Source organism: Devosia sp. CAU 1758, from assembly GCF_054482695.1.
Map to the genome: position 1 here is coordinate 168,648 of NZ_JBTLRJ010000005.1, position 18,785 is coordinate 187,432.

The window sequence follows — 18,785 nt, forward strand, 5'->3', positions numbered from 1 at the left end:
GTCGCTTACCGTTGCGGTCCTTTTGATGGTCTGTGCTCTGGCCGGCTGGTTGCCCTCCACCACCCACTCCCTGCGTCAGGCGCTGTGGTACCTGATTGCTGCGGCGGTGGGCGGTTTCGTCGGCGGTTATGTATATTGGGGGGCGGCAAAAGAGCCGCCGCCGCCTACCAAGGCATAGAGTGTCAATCACCCCGCCCGCTTCGACCACCTTACCACCGGCGTGAACCCGAAACCCCGGTCGAACGGATAGCTCGGGCGCGGCGTGTGCTTGCGTTCCGTGCGTTCCACGAACTGGTCCACCACGCCAGGCGACAGGGCCATGATGCCCGGATTGGCCATCGGCCCCAGCTCGGGGGACAGATAGCCCGATTTGACCGCGATGATTTTCGCCCCCTGCGGGTCGAGGCCAAGTCGGGTGAAATCCGCAATGTTGTGGAATGGCCGGCGGCGCACGGTCAGCACCAGCTCGATTCCGGCGATCCGCACCACCGCTTCGCGCAGGCGCGGCTCTTCGGCTTCGGCAAGGAACAGGACCTCCGCTTCGGTATCGACAGGCGTGCTTGACGGATCAAGGCTGGCTCCGATGTGGAGGTTTATTCGCGCACCAACACCTGCCGCATAGGCCGCGTCCGTCGCCGCCTTGTCGGCAATTCCGGCAAAGATCACGCCCTGCGCATCGCGGGCAATGAGGGCCGCCAGCACTTCGGCCCGGTCGCCCACGCCGCCGCCGGTCGGATTGTCACCGGACTCGGCCAACACCACGGGATGGGTTTGGCTGGCGATTGCCCGGTCGACGCAATCGTCAATCGAGCCTGTCTCCATGCCGAAGTCAAAGTCCTCGCGGATATTCCAATAATCCTGCGCCAGATGGGTCGCCGCTTTCTCCACGGAGGCGCGGTCGGTGCCGGTCACCACGGCGCAGGCGGCGGCGCGCGGCTCGTCTGCCCAGACATAGCCCACCTGGAATGAGGCATCCCAGATCCCGCTCGGCTCCTCGACCTGGTGCAACTGGGTGTAAAAGCTCCGCGCCGGTTCGTCCTGCGTCGAGGTGCGCTCGCCCGGCAGCAGCACCGGCACCGGCGCCCAGGCCAGCAGCGGACGCTCACCGGTCCTGAGTGCCCGCACCAGCATGGTCACGGCCCGGCGCATCGTGTCCTGCACATCGATATGGGGTGCCGTGCGATAGGTCGAGAACATGTCGAGCCCGTCGATGATCTTCTGGCTGACATTGCCATGAAGGTCATAGCTGGCCGAGATCAGCACGTCGGGGCCCACGGTCTCGCGCACGGCAGCGATGAAATCGCCCTCGGCGTCGAACATACCCTCGACGAACATGGCGCCATGCATGGCGAGATATACGCCATCGAGCGGCAGCGCGGCTTTCAATCCGGCAAGGATTTCATCCTTCCAGCGGTCATAGAGGGCCCGCTCCACCGGCCCGCCGGCAATGGCGCGGGCATGGAGCACCGTCACGAACTCGGCCGGGAAATGCGTCAGGAAATCGAAATACTGGTCCTTGAGCATGGCGGGGCCGCGCAACACGCGAAAATCGGCTTCGCGGGCGAGGACGGGATTGTAGGTGCTGCATTCGGTATGCAGCCCGGCGACAGCAATCTTCACTAGAGGACTCCAGGTACTTCGGCTTCGGGATTATGGGCAGGCAGGGCTCGACGGGGCGTCAGTCGCCCGGTCAGGAACAGGCTCACAACCAGCATGGGAATGACGCAGGCCACGCCATAGCGAATATCGCTGTGCTCGGCGACGAGGCCAATCAGCGGCGGCCCGATGAGAAAGCCGGTCAGCGCCACAAAGGACAGCACCGCCACATTGGCCGAGGCGGCGCGATCGCCAATGCCGGCCGCGGCGGTCACGGCCAGCGGGAAGCCGACCGAGACGCCGACCCCGATAATGCCGAAGCCGAGCAGCGCCATCTCGACGCTGGGCGAGGCGAATAGCAGCATTGCACCCAGCACGGCCAGCGACCCGCAGAGACGGGCCGTACCCACCCCGCCCAGTCGCCGCTTGAGAAAATCGCCGCCAAATCGTCCGGCGGCCACCATGAAGGCAAAGACCGAATAGCCCAGGCCCACCATGCCACCTTCGACCATCAGCGCGTCGCGCAGGAAGATGGCTGACCAGTCGGCCATGGCCCCCTCGGTCATGGTAATGCCGAAGACGAAAAGGCAGATGCCGATCAGCGCCGGGCTCGGCAGCGACCAGGCCGAACGCTGGCCCCCGCCCGATGTCGCGGCGTCGCTGAGCCTGGGCAGCGCCGCTCCGGCCGCCAGCGCAATGGGCAGCACCAGCGCCGCCAGCAGCGGCACGGCAAGTCCTGGCGCCACGCCCAGGCCCGCAAAGCCGGAGCCGATGAGGCTCCCCGCCATGATCCCCAGCGACCAGAAGCCATGCGACGTATTCATGATCAGCTTGCCGGTGGTTTTCTCAACGAGGTCCGCCTCTACGTTCAGGCCCAGTTCGACGAAGGAGATGGACGAACCGGCCAGCATCAGCGCCACGAACAGCAGCACCGGATCAGGCGCCAGCACCGGCAGGCTGGCGGCAATGGAATAGAACACGAAGCCGGTAAAAATGGCGGTACGGGCACCGATGCGCCCCACCAGCGGCCCGGCGAAGGGCAGGGTGATGAGCGTGCCGACCGGCATGCCGAGCAGGGCCACCGCCAGGGCTGCCGGCCCCAGACCCATCGCCGCCTGCACCTCGGGAATGCGCGGCAACCAGGAGCCAAAGGCAACCGGCTGCAGGAAGAACACCAGCATGATGAGGCGTTGGGGGGTGAAAAAGGACATCTGGCTAAACTCTAGGTCCACCCACCGGGTCGTTCCCGCGAAAGCGGGAATCTCCGTTTGGGTCCAGGGAAACAGGGCTTCCCGCTTTCGCGGGAATGACACTGTGGCAGGGTCGCGGAATTGGTCCTGCCACAAAGCCGTCCTCGGGCTTGACCCGAGGACCTGTTCGAACACCTACCGCCTTGCGAATGGCCCTCGGATCAGGTCCGAGGGCGGTGCGGTGGTTGAGGAGGCTGATCAGCCTTGCTTGGGCATCGGGTACGGCAAATACCCAACAAACCCCGTCAGCTTCCATTGCCCACCGACCTTGCGGCAGAAATAGAGGGTCTGCCAGTTGAGCCGGTCGACACCGCCATCGGCCAGTTTGATCTCGCCATTGAATTTCTTGTGGGCCAATGCGCGCTCGCCGGTGATCTCGATCTCGGTGAGGCTGGTGGCGCGGTGGATGCCGGCCTCCTGGTCTTCGGCATAGACCACCTTCTGACCCTCATGCGCCTGGCGCAGCCACTCGTCGCGATATTGCGCCAGACTGGGAAAGCTGATGGTCCAGCCATCGGGATTGTCGCTGCGATTGCCATTGATGCCCATGAAGTCGTCGGCAACGAAATCGTCTTCGACCATCGTCCAGTCGGCATTGACGAAGGCCTTGATGTCGCGCGGCACCAGCATGGTCCAGATGGAAGAGCGGTCGGCGTCTTCGGGAAAGGGATTGGTCGAAAGGCTCATCTCTCGTCTCTCGCCTGGGCAGGACGTGCGCTGAGGCACGTTCACCAGTTCTGTTTCAAATTTTCACATTCGCCATCATTGTGCCCCCCCATGAAAGAGGCCACATGGATACCAATTTCGACATGCTGCGCTTTCTCCGCTCGTTTGTCCACACCCAAGGACCTGCCAAGTCGCCATTAAACGCCTAGAAATACAGCAAAGTGCCGTAGGTTTGAGCGCATCCGCGTGGTGGCTTAAATTGGTATTGTATTGGCGTCGAATGTGTGTTGACATTGCGTTGAGAAGACGCCTAGTCTTGAAAATCGTTTACACAAACGACACCGGTCCGCAAGAGATCGGCGGGTTAATAAAACAGGGAATGGCAGGGTTATGCGGGTTGGCATTATCGGCCTCGGCTATCGTCTTGGCTATCTGGCGCGGATATTTTCTGCCGCCCGGGATGATTTCGATATTGTCGGCTATGTGGATCCCGCTCCGGCCGGCCTGCCCTATGCACAAGAGCATGATGTTTCCGTCGGCAAGGCTTTTGACAGCCTCGAATCCCTGATCGACGAGGGCAATCTCGACCTCTTGATGGTCGGCTCTCCCAATCACCTGCACCTCGAGCATATTCGCATCGGCCTTGAGCGCGGCATGAAGATCTTTGCCGAAAAGCCGGTGGTGACCACGGTGGAAGACACCATGGCGCTGGCCGAACTGATCGGCCAGTACGGCTCCGACAATGTCATGGTGGGTCTCGTGCTGCGTTACGCACCCCTCTATGTCGACCTACGCCAAGCCCAGGCCGAGGGCAAGCTGGGCGACATCACCTCCATCGAGGCGTCCGAACATATCCCGCCCTATCACGGCGCCTTCTTCATGCGCGACTGGCGCCGCTATGGCAGATATGCCGGCAGCTTCATGCTGGAAAAGTGCTGCCACGATCTCGATCTCTACAATGGCGTCATGGGCTGCCGTCCGCGCTATGTCGCCAGCTTCGGTGGCCGCAAGAGTTTCACGCCAGAGAACGCCCCCCAGGGTGCCGGTGCCAACGATCTTACCGAATATTATCGCAAGCCATCGGGCTGGCAGGGATCGGATAGGGTGTTTGACAGCGACGGCGACATCATCGATTTCCAGACCGCTATCGTTCAATACGAGAACGGCGCGGCGCTCACCTTCCATACCAATATGAACGTCCCCGACGATTTCCGCCGCTTCGCGGTCATGGGTGCCAAGGGTATGGCCGAAGGCGACTTCATCCGCAATTATTTCCGCGTCACCGACAGCCGCACTTCCGAGCGCCTCGAAGACAAGACCTATCAAACCTCCGAGCTTAGCCAGCACTATGGCGCCGACGAGCAGATGGCCGAGGATATTCTCAAGCATTGCCTTGAGGGCGCGCCCCTGCCGGTTTCAGTAACCGATGCTCTGGAAGCGGGCCTCCTTGCCCTCTCCATGGACGAGGCGATGGCCAATAAATCCGTCGTCGACATGACTCCCGTCTGGCAGCGTTTCGATACTGCCCTGGGTCGCGGACACTGAGGAGACAAGCCGATGACCAGCACCAGAAGCGCCACAATCTTCGCCCTCGCCCTGCTGGCTCCGGCACTGATCTACATCCTGACCATCGTGGCCTATCCGCTGGTCGATACCATCGTCCTCAGCTTCACCAATGCCTCGTTGCGGGCCGAATATGACTGGGTCGGCTGGGCCAATTACCAGCGCATCTTCGGCGCCGGCAATTTTACCGAGGTGATCATCCGCACCTTCATCTGGACCTTCTTTTCGGTTTCGCTGAAGATGGTGATCGGCATGTGTGGCGCCGTGCTGCTCAACGCCGCGCTGCCCGGCCAGACGTTGTTCCGTATCCTCACCATGCCGCCCTGGATTGTCCCCATGGCCATCGGCATTTTCATGTGGGGCTGGATGTATAACGGCCAGTTCGGGATGATCTCGGGCCTCTTGCAGAATTTCGGCATCACCGATGGCCCCATCGCCTGGCTGGCCTATGGCAACACGGCCTTCTGGGCCACCATCATCACCGATGTGTGGATCGGCGTGCCCATGGTCACGATCTATTTTCTGGCCGCCATGCAGTCGATCCCGCGGGACCTGCACGAGGCGGCCTGGACCGATGGCGCCGGCCGGTTCTACCGCTTCCGCCGCATCACCGTGCCGCTGATGGTGCCCGCCATCATCACCATGAGCCTGCTCTCGCTCATCGCCACCTTCAATTCCTTCGACATCATCTGGATACTGACCCAGGGCGGCCCGTCCGGCTCGACCACCACGATGATCATCGACACCTACAAGACGGCCATGGGCTCCCGGAAATACGGCGAGGGTGCGGCGCGTGCCGTGGTTATCTCGCTGTTCGTGACGGCGTTCTGCATCGTTTACTTCCGCGCCGTGCGCAAGCTCCAGCAGGGAGAAGCCAAATGAGCGACCTCGCCCGCACCGCCGAAGTGGCGGCCGCCGACAGCAAGACCAGCGTCAAGCCCCAGGCAAAGGTCCGGCGTGGCATGTGGGCCGCCTCCCGCCCGATGATCGACCGCTACACCTGGTACGAAGTGGTCGCGCTTTACGCCGGTATTGCCCTGTTCCTGTTCTTCGTACTGGCACCCTTCATCGAGGGGTTCCTGGTTTCTCTCAAACCCTTGTCCCAGCTGTTCTCGACCCCCTACAGCTTCATTCCCAAGAGCGGTTCCTTCGAGGCCTATGTCACCATGTGGACCTCGGTGCCGGCCCTGGGCATGCACATCTTCAATTCCTTCTTCATCTCCACGATCGTTACCGCCATCGTGGTCGCCATCGTTGTGCCTGGCGCCTACGCCTTTGCCCGGTTCAACTTTGCCGGGGCAGGGTTGCTGCTGGCCGGGTTCCTGGCCGTCAACATGTTCTCGGGCGCCGTGCTGCTGATCCCTTTGTTCCGCCTGATGCGGACCCTCGGACTGCTCAACACCTACTGGGCCATGATCGTGCCCGGTGCCGCCTTCCTCATTCCATCGTCCATCTGGCTGTTGCGCACCTATATGATGCGCATTCCACGCGAGCTGGACGAAGCCGCCTGGGTCGATGGGGCTTCCCGCCTCTATACCCTGCGCCGTGTCATCCTGCCGCTGGCCATGCCGGGCATCGTGGTGGTCGCCATCATGACCTTCATCGGCGCCTACGCCCAGCAGTTCATCTTCGCGCTGACCTTCAACTCCAAGACCGAATTCATGCCGTTGCCGATCGGGCTCTTTGCCTTCTTCGGCAAGCAGGAAGTGATTTGGAACGAGCTGATGGCGGCGTCTTTTGTCGGAATCCTGCCGGTCATGATCGTTATCGTGTTCCTGCAGCGCTATCTCGTCGCCGGTCTCACCGCCGGCGCCGTGAAGCAGTAGCGGAGCGTGTCCGATCCCCGGATCGGCAGCGCAAGAAACAAGGGTTTGGAGATCGTCCAGCGTCCAACGCTGAACGGCTCTGGAAGGGCCGAGGGGCCCGCAATCAAGGGAGACTACAAGTGAAAAAGACAATCGGTTTGATGGCCGTGTCCATGCTGGCCCTGGCCGGCGCCGCCCCGGCGGCCTTTGCCCAGGACAAGGAAATCACCTTCATCAACTGCGGTGACGAACTGACCGCCGGCTATGCCGAGCACTTCGCCGAGTGGGAAGCCGCCAATCCCGGCTTCAAGGTTGCGCCCGAAGTCGTGGGCTGGGGCCAGTGCCAGGACAAGGTGACGACGCTGGCTGCCGCCGGCACCCCGGTCGCCTTGGCCTATGTCGGCTCGCGCACCCTCAAGCAGTTCGCCATCAACGACCTGATCGTTCCGGTCCCGATGACCGACGAAGAAAAGGCTGCCTACTACAATTACGTCCCCGAGACCGTCACCTTCGACGGCACCCAGTGGGGCGTTCCCGTCGCCTTCTCCACCAAGGCCCTTTACTGGAACAAGGACCTGTTCGAAGAAGCCGGCCTCGATCCGGAAACCCCTCCCAAGACATGGGAAGAAAAGATCGCTTTCGCCAAGCAGATCACCGAGAACACCGATGCCGCCGGTTACGGCGCTGTCGCCAAGACCTTCGACAACACCATGCACCAGTTCCTGCACTGGGTTTACACCAATGATGGTTCGGTGATCGATGCCGATGGCAATATCACCCTGAATTCCCCGCAGGTTCTGGCGGCCCTGACTGCGCTCAAGGACATCATTCCCTACTCGGAAGAAGGCCCGACCGCTTACGAGCAGAATGAAGTCCGCGCCATCTGGCTCGACGGTGGCGTCGCCATGATCGAAGCCTCCCCCGGCGCTGCAAACCTTGCCACCGAAGCCGGCATGAACTGGGGCGTCGCTCCGCTTCCGCTCGGCCCGGATGCCAAGGGTCCGGGCACCCTGCTGATCACCGACGCGCTTGCCGTGTTCAAGGGCTCGGGCGTCGAAGAGCAGGCCATTAGCCTCGCCAAGTTCATCACCGATGGCGATCGTCAGTGGGATGCGGAAATGGCCCAGGGCCTGACCCCGCTGCGCCCGCTCCACTCCGATGACCTGGTTGCCGAAAAGCCCTACTGGAAGCCGTTCTTGGACGGCATCGAGTTCGGTGGCCCCGAGCCGCTGTTCGAGGACTATATCGGTCTGCAGAACGTGATGATCGAACTGGTCCAGTCCGTCGTGACCGGCGCTGCCGAGCCTGAAGCTGCCCTTGAAAAGGCCGCTGCCGAACTCGAGCAGTATAAGTAAGGTCCCTCCCGACCTCCAGCCGTCGCCCTTCGGGGCGGCGGCTCTCCCTCCTTTTCTCTGCGGAGATGCGAACCATGTCGCAACTGAACCTCAAGCGCCTCGAAAAGTCCTTCAACGAAGCCCGTATCATCAAGGGCATCGACCTGGACGTGTCCGAGGGCGAGTTCGTGGTGTTCGTGGGCCCATCGGGCTGCGGCAAGTCCACACTGTTGCGCATGATTGCCGGCCTCGAAGATGTCAGCGCCGGGGAGATCGAGATCGGTGGCAACGTCGTCAACGACCTGCCGCCCGTGCAGCGCGGCATCGCCATGGTGTTCCAGTCCTATGCGCTCTATCCGCATATGAGCGTCTACGAGAACATCGCCTTCCCGCTGCGCGTCGAAAAATTGCCCCAGGCGGAAGTCGATGACCGGATCCAGGCCGCCGCCAAGGTGCTTCAGCTTGAAAACCGTTTGCAGCACCGCCCGGGCCAGCTCTCGGGTGGCCAGCGTCAGCGCGTCGCCATCGGCCGCGCCATCGTCCGCCAGCCCAAGATTTTCTTGTTCGACGAGCCGCTCTCCAATCTCGACGCGGCCCTCCGCTCGGAAATGCGCATCGAGCTGATGGAACTGCACAAGCGTCTCGGCTCCACCATGATCTATGTGACCCATGACCAGATCGAAGCCATGACCATGGCCGACAAGATTGTGGTGCTCAATGCCGGCGAGATCAGCCAGATCGGCGGCCCGCTCGAGCTTTATCACAAGCCCGACAATCTCTTCGTGGCCGGCTTTATCGGCTCGCCCAGGATGAACTTCATTGCCGGCAAGGTGCGCGCCGCCAATGGCACCACGCTCACCGTCGACCTGGGAAGCCTTGGCGCAATTGAACTGCCGCGCAGCAGCACCACCATTGCCGGTCAGGACGTGACCCTGGGCATCCGCCCCGAACATCTGACCCTCAATCAGGGCCAGTTCACGCTTCAGACCACCCCCAATATTGTCGAGCAACTGGGCATCCACACCATCACCTATTCGACGCTTCCGGGTGGCGAGAACTTTATAGGGCTGTTCGAGGGCAATCCCGACCTTGAGGATGGCAAGACCATCCGCGTCGGCTTCGATGCCGCCCAGGTGCATCTGTTCGACGCCAGGGGACTGGCCGTGTACTAGAGCGTTTCCAGCAAAAGTGGCAACGGTTTTGCGGTTCGGAAACGCGACAAAACAAAGACTTGGACTGTTTCACTGTTTCCACGACCGGTGAAACAGTCCAGTCCGCCGGGCCGGGTGAGGGGGACGCAAGATGCTGGATATCGTGGGGCTGCTGCAAACCGAAAAGGATGCGTTCACCCGCTCCGAGCGGGCCCTAACCGAAATCGTGCTGGCCGATGTCGACCGCGTGCTCAAGATGAGCATTGTCGACCTGGCCGCCCACGCCGATGTCTCCCCGCCCACTGTCACCCGCTTCTGCCGGCGCCTAGGCTGCGACAGCTATGCCGATTTCAAGGTGCGGCTGGCCCAGTCCCGTTTTGTCGGTCAGCGTTACTTCGCCCCCGCCTCCGGCCCATCGAGCGTGCGCGAAATTGCCCAGGGCGTGGTCAACGGCATCCAGTCCACCATCTATGACGCCTTTGACAGCATCGATTTCGACGCCATCGAGCGGGCCGCCGAATCCATCTGCAAATCCAGTTTTGTGCTCAGCTTCGGTTCGGGCGGTTCGTCCTCGATGATGGCCAACGAGACCGAGGCACGGCTGTTCCGTCTTGGCCTCAAGGTGACCGCTTCCACCGATCACCAGGTGCAGATGATGCGGGCCGCGTCGGCCCCCTCGGGCACGGTGCTGATGGCCTTCTCGCTCTCTGGCAATAACCTGCCGCTGATCAGAGCACTGGCCGTTGGCGGCGAATATGGCATGACCCGCGTGGTGGTCTCGCGCCCGGGCTCGCTCATGGCCGAGCAGGCCGATATTCTCCTGCCGGTACACTGGCGGGAGAACCAGGACATTCTCCGGCCCACGCCCGGCCGCTACGCCTTCCTCGCCACGCTCGACATCCTCAGCCAGACCATTGCGGCTCGGCTCGGCACATCCGCCGTCGCCAGCATGCGACGCATCAAGCACCAACTCGTCGTCAACCGCGACGGCGACGACGCCCAGCCGCTGGGGGATTGATGTGTCAGCGTGCCACGCCCTCGTGGTTCGAGGGTCGCTGCGCTCCCGCTTCAACATGAGGACTGCTGGAGCGCTGCTTTCATAATAGCCCTCATGGTGAGGTGCGAGTTCTTCACGAGCCTTGAACCACGAGGGCGTGCCAACAGGTTAAAAACGAGTCTTCCATGCCCAATAGTTTCTCCCTCGTCACCACATGGTCCCCCGAAACCGATAGCGAGCCGCTCGGCTATGGCCTGGAACTGACCAATAATGGCGACACCCCGGTCAGCAATTTTCAGCTCGGCTTCTCCGGCCCCGCCCGCATCGATCCGCATGCAACGCTGGAAAATGGCAAGCTCCTGAAGCGCCTCTCCAACCACACGCTGATCGCCCCGCCAGATGGCTTTGTGCTGCAACCGGGTGAGACCTGGACGTCAACGGCCCGCGGCCTCTCCTATGGCCTCCGCCACTGGAGCGATGGTGCCAATGCGGCCTATGTGGTGCTTGAGGATGGCGCCATCGTCGCCATCCCCACCGCGCCCACCCAGGGCAAGGGCCACAATTCGCCGCTTCTGAAGGGCGCCGCCCGCTTCCCCGTTCCGGCCAAGGCACCGGTCCCCCATTCCATCATCCCCTGGCCCAACCATGTCGCTACCACCGGCAGCCGCATTGCCCCGGTCGGTTTCGATCTGGTGCCCGAAGGCGAATTGGCAAGCCGCGCCGCTGCCGCCTTTACTGATCTCACCGCCGAACTGTTCCCGGTCGAAGCCATCGTCCGTCCTGCCTCGGAAGCGGGCATGCCGGTGCAGGTCGTGGAAACGGCAGGCCTTGGCGCCGAGGCCTATGAAATCGCCTTTGCCGAAGACAATGCTACGGTTTCGGCCACCACAAGGCAGGGCATGTTTTACGGTCTCGTGACCCTCGGTCACATGCTGCGCGGCGCGCGCCAATATCCGGGCACCTTCACCTTCCCCACCGGTGGCACGATCAGCGACGAACCCGGCTTTTCTTTCCGTGGCAGCCATCTCGATGTCGCGCGCCAATTCTATACCGGCGCCGAAGTCAGCCGCCTCATCCGTCTTATGGCCTGGAACAAGATGAACAAGTTCCACTGGCACCTGACCGAGGACGAAGCCTGGCGCCTCGAAATCGACGCCTATCCGCAACTGACAGAGATCGCCGCCTGGCGCGGTCACGGCAAGGCCCTGCCGCCGCTACTGGGCTCCGGCCCGCAGCCCACGGGCGGCTTTTACACCAAGAAGGTCGTTCGCGAGATCGTCGCCCTGGCCGATGATCTGGCCATTTCCGTCATCCCCGAAATCGACATGCCGGGCCATTTCTACGCGGCTCTCCAGGCACTGCCCGAACTGCGCGACCCTGATGAAAAGGGAGAATACCAGTCGGTCCAGGGCTTCCCGAACAACAGCCTCAACCCCGCTCACGAGCCGGTCTATCGCTTCGTCGAGACCATTGTCGATGAAGTGCTCGACCTTTTCCCTGCCGGCATCTTCCATCTGGGCGCCGACGAAGTGCCGCTGGCCGCCTGGTCCGGCTCGCCGCTGGCGCTCGACATGATCGAGCAGATGGCCGGCCCTGCCATGCGGAGCAAGCACGAGGCCCAGTTCAACCAGCTCGGCAATCACCACGGCGCCGACGAGATCGAAGGCTCGCCCACCGCAATCATCCAGGCCGAGTTTATCCGCCGCGTGCACCGCTATATCGCCTCAAAGGGCGCCATCACCGGCGGCTGGGAAGAGGCGGCCCATGGCGATGCAGTCGACAAGGACAAGGCCTATGTCATCGGCTGGCGCAATGTGGAGATCAACGCGGCCCTCGCCGAACGCGGTTTCGACATCGTCGTCTCGCCCGGCCAGCGCTATTATCTCGACATGGCCAATGGCGTGAACTGGGCCGAGCCGGGCGCCGGCTGGGCCGGCTGGTCTGGTCCCCAGGAAACCTATGAATTCGAAGCTCGGGCCGGCTTCTCCGAACAGGGCCTGAAGCATCTGCTGGGCGTCCAGAGCTGCATCTGGTCCGAGAGCATGACCGACCGCGCCATCTTCGACCGCCTCGTCTTCCCCCGCATCTCGGCCATCGCCGAAGCCGGCTGGACCCGTCCCGAGCGCAAGAGCTGGGAGCGGTTCAAGTCCATGGTCGGTCTGATGCCGATCATGTACGGTAACTTCGAGCAGGCCGTGTAGCGGCAAAATCTCTCCAGTGGAGAGATTTTAGGCGAGAAGGCCATGAGAGCTATGCTCGAATGGCGGCCGAGTAAGAATAAGTGCAGGGGGCCGGAGCCCCCTGGTTCATTTTGTAGCCATCACAGTGTCGCCAAAGGGATGGTCGATGACCATCTTCCAGGTGCCGTCTGGCTGTCGGAGCAGGACGGCCACGGACAGCGCCCGCATGAGCTGATTGTCCGGACCTGGCGCCTCCCATGCCATCAGGTGTAGCGCGGCATCACCCGAGACGACGACCTCATGGGCGCCATAGGTGAACTTGACCCCCGATGCCACGAAGTCGGCGAACATGGCACGCAGTGAGCCGTCGCCGCTGACGGTCTGGCCGGGCGCGGCGACCACGCTGGCCGGATCGGCATAGGTGGACATGATCGTGTCGATGTCCCCCAGGGCGAAGGCATCGGTCATGGTCTTGATGGTTTCAAGAATGGCAGTCTCGTCGGACATCGAAGTCGTCTCCTGGGCATGAGTGAGGGCAGGGATCATCGCGGCAGCCATGGCGGCCGCCATCAGAAACGGGCGCATCGGCCCCTCCTTTTTCGTGGACGCCCATGTCATAGATGCCTGCACTGACAGAAACCGGCAGGGTGTCCATGCGTCTGTTTCGGCTCTTCGATCTGCTTGATCGCCTGCGGGTGCGGCGCGTGCCGGTGAGTGCTGAAGTGCTCGCCCGCGAGATGGGCGTTTCGCTGCGCACCGTCTATCGCGACCTTGCGGACCTGCAGGCGCTCGGTGCACCCATTCGCGGCGAGGGTGGCGTCGGCTATGTCATGGACCACGGCTATTTCATGCCATCGCTGCACCTCACGCCCGATGAAATCGAAGCCCTGGCCTTCGGCGCGCGCCTGGCTGCAGCGCGAGGTGGTGATGGGTTGGCCCAGGCCGCCGCTTCAGCCCTGGCCAAGCTCGCTTCGGCTGTGGGCGATGAGGACCGGGCGGCATTGCTCGACGTACCCATGGAAGTTGGACCTAGTGCCGCGACACCAGCGCCGGCTCTGGACCGGTTGCGACTGGCTGTGCGGGACCGGCGGGTCCTGCATATTCACTATCGGGATTTGTCGGGGCGCGTCACCGAGCGTCTGGCGCGGCCACTAGGCCTGACCATGTTTGATGCCGTCTGGCTGCTGACCATTTGGTGCGAGCGCTCCCAGGCATTCCGCCATCTGCGCGTGGATCGCATCGCGAGCGCCGCGGAGACCGGCAAAACGTTTCGGCATGAGCGGGGCAGGCGCTTTGCGGATTGCCTGGCGCAGGAAAAGGGGCAGCCAGTCTAGCGGCCCACCCCTCACCCCCATCGGGGGATGGGGTGGATCGGGCGAAGCCCGAGACGGGTGAGGGGGATGTCGTCCGAGGCGAAGCCATTCAAAATCCCCCGGCATTCGAGCATAGTTCTTATGGCCTTGCCGCTTCAATCTCTCCACCGGAAAGAACGGGACTGCGTCAGCCCCAAGGGTTATCCACCATCGGCCAGATGTCCCGCCGCGCCTTGCGGTAATCCGTCTCCGCCGGACGGTTGGGATAGGGCTTGCCCGCCGAGCAATAGACGATCTCCGAGGCGATTCGGGAAAACGAGTCGTAGAAGTGGTTGGTCGACTTGATCAGCAGCACTTTGCGCGATGTCGGATTAATGCCCAGCGCCGAGAACAGGCTCGGGTCGAAACTCTGCGCGCGGGTCGAATTGAGAATCACGTCGATCCCGTCAAAGTGGATCCATGCCGCATCGCCAAAGGGCGCAAAGCTGTCGCCGAACTTCATCTGCGCGTCGCGCACCAGGCGCTTGACCGTCACCTGCTTGTCGATGGGGTTGCCGGTCATCGGTGCCGACTTGGCGCCGAAGCGCAGCGGAATGTCCGCGCCTTCACCGGCGGCAAAGCATATCTGCACCGCGATGGGATCCCAGATCGTGCCCACGGCCACGTCGGTCACGCGGCGCGCGATCAGTTCATCAAGGATGATGGTGGCGTCGCCCGCCGTGCCACCGCCGGGATTGTCCCACACATCGGCAATCACCACCGGCCCCCTGGGCGCGGTGATGGCGGCCTCAACGGCGGTCTTTTCGTCCACCTGGCTGACCATGAACGTGCCGCGCATGGCATAGAGATCGCGCCCCAACCGTTCCGCCAGAGCCGCCCCCATTTCAGGCTGGTTGTCGGTGATGGCCACCAGCCTCGTGCCCATTTCCGGCACGTCACCAGCCATGAAGCCATGCACCACTGAAAGCGAAAGCAGGCCCGGCTCGGATTTTTCGAGCGCCACCAGATTATCCACAAAGCCCCGCATAGGCTGCTTGGATGTGGGAAAGACGTCGATCATCCGGCAGTCGAAAATGCTCATCACCGGCTTGATTTCGCCCTTCAGCGCCCGCACCGCGATGGACCACAGGTCGCGCGCCCTGTCGACAAAATCGGTATGCGGAAATTCCTTGAAATAAACGAAGAAGTTGGCCGCCTCGGCGCGTTTTGCCGTCAGGTGGCTATGCGGATCGAGTTCGGCGCAGATCAGCACGTCTGGGCCGACAATGGCACGGATGCGCGTCAGCAGATCCCCCTCCGGATCGTCATAGCCCTGCGCCACCATGGCGCCATGGAGGCCCAGCACCACCCCGTCCACCGGCATGGCGGCATGCAATTGGCCGATGATCTCGTCCCGCAACTCCTCATAGGTCGCCTGGGCCACTAGCCCCGCCGGATCAGCCCAGCTTGCCGTGCCCTCGATAAGGGTCCAGCCTTCACGCGCGCACACCTCGCGACCCACGGTAATGGGCGCGGTGCACAATGTCGGGGTCACCGGATGCTGCCCCGGCTTGGCATGCAGCGACGCCTCGAATGCCCGCTTGTCGATCGCAATGGGCGAAAACGTATTGGTCTCGGTGGCAAGGGCGGCGGTAAAAAGGCGCAAGGCTCTGATTTCCGGATGAAATTGGCGCAGGTGGATCGCGTGTCAGGCTACACCATGAAGCAAGGGGATTCACGTAAGAAATTTACATTTCGTGGTGAGGAATATCCCCGAAATGCGGAAATTAAGCTATAAAACCCGCCAGAGAAGAAACTGAGTTTCATCAAAGGAGAGCAGAATGCCGATCAAGCGCTATGGAGCGGACAAATCCGGGGCCGGTGGCCAGAACCTGCCTTTCGCCCGCGCCGTCGAAGCCGGCGGCTGGCTTTATGTCTCGGGCCAGGTGCCCATGCAGGACGGCGAAATCGTCGGCACCGGGATCATCGAGCAGACTCATCGCACCATAAAGAACGTCATCGCCATTCTCGAAGAGGCCGGCTACGGGCTCGAGCACGTGGTGCGCTGCGGCGTCTGGCTCGACGATCCGCGCGATTTCTGGAGCTTCAACGCCGTCTATAAATCCTATTTCGGCGAGCACCCCCCGGCCCGCGCCTGCGTGCAAAGCCACATGATGGTCGACTGCAAGGTCGAGATCGAATGCGTGGCCTATAAGGGGCCGTGAGGGGAAACCCCTCAAAAGGAACGTCCAATGACAGCCAGTCCCTTCCGCCTCGACGGCAAGACCGTCCTCATCTCCGGCGCCGGTGGCGGCATTGGCCGCACCTTGGTGGAAACCTTCCGCGCCGCCGGTGCTCTTGTTGTTGGCGCTGACCGCGAAGCCTCTATGCTCGATGGCCTGCCGCTCACCCGCACAATCGCCGTCGATCAGGCCGACGCCAAATCCACCCGCGCGGCCATTCTCGCCGATATCGCTGCCCATGGCGTGGTCGATGCGGTCATCGCCAATGCCGGCTTCACCCGCGCCGAGCATCTGGGTCAGCTGGACGACGATGTCTGGGCCAGCGAAATGGCGATCAATCTCAACGGCGCCTATGCATTGGTCGATCCGCTCACTAGGGCCATGGCCCAGCGCGGTTCGGGCAATGTGGTGTTCATCTCCTCGGTCAACGCGCTCCAGCACTTCGGCAATCCGGCCTATTCGGCGGCCAAGGCCGGGCTGATTGCCTATGCCAGAGCCATTGCCGTGGAACGCGGTGGCCAGGGCGTACGGGCCAATGTCGTGGCGCCCGGTTCCGTTCGCACCCCCGCCTGGGACCATCGGCTGGCGGCCGATCCGCATCTCCTCGACAAGGTGCTGCCACACTACCCCCTGGGCCGTATGGTGAGCCCGCTCGAAGTTGCCAATGCCGCCCTGTTCCTGGCGTCGGATGCGGCCTCGGGCGTGACCGGGGTCACCATCCCCGTCGACGCCGGTCTCACCGCCGGCAATCATCGCTTCGTCAACGAGGTCCTGAGGGCGCAATGACCCATTTTTCCGAACTGGACACCCCCGCTGTCCTCATCGACATCGACCGCGCCGAGGCCAATCTCCGCCGTGCCCAGGACGCCGCCAACAAGGCCGGCATCGCGCTCAGGCCTCATATCAAGACCCACAAGCTGCCGTTCTTCGCCAGGCGTCAGGTGGAACTGGGCGCCGTCGGCATCACGGTGCAGAAACTGGGGGAGGCCGAAATCATGGCCGATGCCGGCCTCACCGACCTGCTGCTGACCTTCAACATCATCGGCGCAGCCAAGCTCAAACGCCTGCATAATTTGCATCAGCGGGTGACCATCCGAACCGTCGCCGATAGTGCCGCCTGTGTCGCAGGCCTTGCCGGAACGTTCACCGATCCCACCCGCCCGCTTGGAGTTTTCGTCGAATGCGACACCGGCATGGGCCGCTGCGGGGTTCAGTCGCCCGAAGCGGCGCTCGAACTGGCCCGCCAGATCATCGCCGCGTCGGGCCTCGCCTTTGCCGGACTGATGACCTATCCGGCCGCCGGAAAGTACCAGCAGGCGGCGCAATGGCTGGCCGAGGCCAGTGCGCTGTTCGCTGCAGAAAATGTCGATCTCCCCGCCATCACCACCGGCGGCACACCCGATATCTGGCACATGGACGAGGCGGCCCGCGTCGCCACCGAATACCGCCCTGGCACCTATATCTATATGGACCGCTCCCAGGTCGCCGCCGGCGCCGCCACATTCGATGACTGCGCCCTGACCGTGCTCGCCACGGTTGTCTCTCGCCCCACCGAAAACCGCGCCATCATTGACGCCGGCTCCAAGTCCCTGACGAGCGATCTGCTGGGCTTGCAGGGCCACGGCCATGTGGTCGAATACCCCGACGCCAAAGTCGTCGGCCTCAGCGAGGAACACGGCACAATCGACCTCTCGGCTTGCGCGACCAGGCCGAAAATCGGCGATGTCATCCGCATCGTCCCAAATCACTGCTGCCCGGTGACCAACCTGTTCGACAAGGTCAACCTGATCCGCAATGGGGACCTTCTGGAAACGCTCGACGTGGCTGCCCGCGGCCGGGTGGATTAGCAGGCCAGCGCCCGAACATGGCCTTGCGCGGCGTAACGCAGGATGTGGGCGTCCCGCGTGACGATGGTCATGTCCAGCGCCCGCGCGGTCGCAATGATGATCCGGTCTGCCGGGTCTTTATGGATGACACCGGGCAGGAACGAGGCGTCGGTGAGGATTTCGGGCGATAGTGCAGTCAGGCTGAGCGACCCCGAAGCCACGACACGGTCAAACCAGACTTTCGGCGGCAGGGGAGACGCCAGGCGTCCCTTGGCGATCAGCAGCGCGCGTTCCCATGCCGAAATGGGCGACACGCTGACGGGGCGGTCCTCCTCAAAGGCGGCGTTCATGGCCGCTACCGCCTCTGGCGCCAGGTCTGCCTCTTCGGCCATCCAGATCAGGGCACAGGTGTCGAGCAGCAATTGGGTCAATCGGGTTTTGATCCCGTCGAGGGGAAGAATTCGTCCCCGTAATCATCGTCATAAACCTTGCCCCAATCGGGGTCTGCCGGTTCGGTCAGGTCGACGCCGGGCATGACGATGCTTGTGCCCTTCATGCAGCCCAGGAGCGGGTGCTTCAATGGTTTGGACGGCGCCTTGCTGGCAAAACTGGCCTGCTCCATTTCGCTGAACCCCTCCCTGCTTGTCGGCACGAATTGGATGGTCTGGTTCTTCAGGTCCACAAGTTGGGTGTCGTATCCCGCCCCCTGCCATGCGGACGATTGAACATGGGTGCCGCCGCTATTGCTCCACCAGGCCGCGTAAAGTCGCGCTGACCTAGGCAGCGTGAATCCCAGAATGCGTTCAATCTCCGGGAAGGAGAGTGCGACACGTCCCTTTGCCCGCTCCAGATACTGCCTCAGTGGACTGTACTTTGACATTG

General features: G+C 62.7%; 18 protein-coding genes. 11 read left to right on the forward strand and 7 right to left on the reverse strand.

The genetic code is table 11. The features are described from left to right. Positions 1-186: 186 nt before the first annotated feature. From ACXYMS_RS16740 to ACXYMS_RS16750, 3 genes are all read right to left on the reverse strand, one after another. Positions 187-1,620 carry a M81 family metallopeptidase gene (locus ACXYMS_RS16740; RefSeq protein WP_458907961.1) on the reverse strand — a complete coding sequence of 478 codons (1,434 nt, stop codon included), beginning with the start codon at positions 1,618-1,620 and terminating at the stop codon, positions 187-189. Beyond that, positions 1,620-2,807 carry an MFS transporter gene (locus ACXYMS_RS16745; protein ID WP_458907962.1) on the reverse strand — a complete coding sequence of 396 codons (1,188 nt, stop codon included), beginning with the start codon at positions 2,805-2,807 and terminating at the stop codon, positions 1,620-1,622. The genes ACXYMS_RS16740 and ACXYMS_RS16745 overlap by 1 nt, the downstream gene beginning before the upstream one ends. Before the next feature lie 237 nt (positions 2,808-3,044). Then, complete coding sequence (locus ACXYMS_RS16750; protein ID WP_458907963.1) at positions 3,045-3,533, reverse strand: hypothetical protein; 489 nt, start codon at positions 3,531-3,533, stop codon at positions 3,045-3,047. Between the two features lie 369 nt (positions 3,534-3,902). Between ACXYMS_RS16750 and ACXYMS_RS16755 the strand changes: the two genes are divergently transcribed. The 7 genes from ACXYMS_RS16755 (at position 3,903) to ACXYMS_RS16785 (ending at position 12,563) form a co-directional block, all read left to right on the forward strand. Next, positions 3,903-5,057 carry a Gfo/Idh/MocA family protein gene (locus ACXYMS_RS16755; protein WP_458907964.1) on the forward strand — a complete coding sequence of 385 codons (1,155 nt, stop codon included), beginning with the start codon at positions 3,903-3,905 and terminating at the stop codon, positions 5,055-5,057. Positions 5,058-5,069: 12 nt separating this feature from the next. Then, positions 5,070-5,957 carry a carbohydrate ABC transporter permease gene (locus ACXYMS_RS16760; protein WP_458907965.1) on the forward strand — a complete coding sequence of 296 codons (888 nt, stop codon included), beginning with the start codon at positions 5,070-5,072 and terminating at the stop codon, positions 5,955-5,957. 80 nt (positions 5,958-6,037) lie between these two features. Further along, entirely contained in the window at positions 6,038-6,901 is an 864-nt protein-coding gene (locus tag ACXYMS_RS16765) for a carbohydrate ABC transporter permease (RefSeq protein ID WP_458908021.1), read from the forward strand. Positions 6,902-7,041: 140 nt separating this feature from the next. Further along, the gene (locus ACXYMS_RS16770) at positions 7,042-8,235 is read left to right on the forward strand and encodes an ABC transporter substrate-binding protein (RefSeq protein ID WP_458908022.1); all 1,194 of its coding nucleotides are present in this window, start codon (positions 7,042-7,044) and stop codon (positions 8,233-8,235) included. Positions 8,236-8,309: 74 nt separating this feature from the next. Beyond that, on the forward strand, positions 8,310-9,386 hold the full coding sequence (locus ACXYMS_RS16775) for an ABC transporter ATP-binding protein (protein WP_458907966.1): 1,077 nt from the start codon (positions 8,310-8,312) through the stop codon (positions 9,384-9,386). Between the two features lie 130 nt (positions 9,387-9,516). Continuing rightward, on the forward strand, positions 9,517-10,383 hold the full coding sequence (locus ACXYMS_RS16780) for a MurR/RpiR family transcriptional regulator (protein ID WP_458907967.1): 867 nt from the start codon (positions 9,517-9,519) through the stop codon (positions 10,381-10,383). A 164-nt stretch (positions 10,384-10,547) separates the two neighbouring features. Then, positions 10,548-12,563 (forward strand): beta-N-acetylhexosaminidase, encoded by a 2,016-nt coding sequence (locus ACXYMS_RS16785; RefSeq protein ID WP_458907968.1) that lies wholly within the window; start codon positions 10,548-10,550, stop codon positions 12,561-12,563. A 105-nt stretch (positions 12,564-12,668) separates the two neighbouring features. Here the strand turns inward: ACXYMS_RS16785 and ACXYMS_RS16790 are convergent, their stop codons facing one another. Then, entirely contained in the window at positions 12,669-13,127 is a 459-nt protein-coding gene (locus ACXYMS_RS16790) for a YybH family protein (RefSeq protein WP_458907969.1), read from the reverse strand. 35 nt (positions 13,128-13,162) lie between these two features. Here ACXYMS_RS16790 and ACXYMS_RS16795 point away from each other — a divergent pair, with 35 nt between their 5' ends. After that, positions 13,163-13,876: a helix-turn-helix transcriptional regulator gene (locus ACXYMS_RS16795; RefSeq protein ID WP_458907970.1), complete on the forward strand. Its 714-nt coding sequence runs from the start codon at positions 13,163-13,165 to the stop codon at positions 13,874-13,876. Between the two features lie 166 nt (positions 13,877-14,042). Here ACXYMS_RS16795 and ACXYMS_RS16800 read toward each other — a convergent pair whose 3' ends face one another. Next, the gene (locus tag ACXYMS_RS16800; protein ID WP_458907971.1) at positions 14,043-15,500 is read right to left on the reverse strand and encodes a M81 family metallopeptidase; all 1,458 of its coding nucleotides are present in this window, start codon (positions 15,498-15,500) and stop codon (positions 14,043-14,045) included. Positions 15,501-15,675: 175 nt separating this feature from the next. Here ACXYMS_RS16800 and ACXYMS_RS16805 point away from each other — a divergent pair, with 175 nt between their 5' ends. The 3 genes from ACXYMS_RS16805 to ACXYMS_RS16815 are packed head-to-tail and all read left to right on the forward strand — an operon-like array spanning position 15,676 to position 17,924. Continuing rightward, a complete protein-coding gene (locus ACXYMS_RS16805; protein WP_458907972.1) occupies positions 15,676-16,059 on the forward strand; it encodes a RidA family protein in 384 nt (127 codons plus the stop codon). 27 nt (positions 16,060-16,086) lie between these two features. Then, entirely contained in the window at positions 16,087-16,863 is a 777-nt protein-coding gene (locus ACXYMS_RS16810) for an SDR family oxidoreductase (RefSeq protein WP_458907973.1), read from the forward strand. Beyond that, complete coding sequence (locus ACXYMS_RS16815; protein ID WP_458907974.1) at positions 16,860-17,924, forward strand: D-TA family PLP-dependent enzyme; 1,065 nt, start codon at positions 16,860-16,862, stop codon at positions 17,922-17,924. Before ACXYMS_RS16810 ends, ACXYMS_RS16815 begins: the two co-directional genes overlap by 4 nt. Here ACXYMS_RS16815 and ACXYMS_RS16820 read toward each other — a convergent pair. After that, a complete protein-coding gene (locus ACXYMS_RS16820) occupies positions 17,921-18,334 on the reverse strand; it encodes a type II toxin-antitoxin system VapC family toxin (protein ID WP_458907975.1) in 414 nt (137 codons plus the stop codon). The two genes, ACXYMS_RS16815 and ACXYMS_RS16820, sit on opposite strands and share 4 nt — an antisense overlap. Then, positions 18,331-18,783, reverse strand: coding sequence for a DUF7662 domain-containing protein (locus tag ACXYMS_RS16825; protein ID WP_458907976.1), 453 nt, complete (start codon positions 18,781-18,783; stop codon positions 18,331-18,333). The genes ACXYMS_RS16820 and ACXYMS_RS16825 overlap by 4 nt, the downstream gene beginning before the upstream one ends. Positions 18,784-18,785 lie beyond the last annotated feature (2 nt).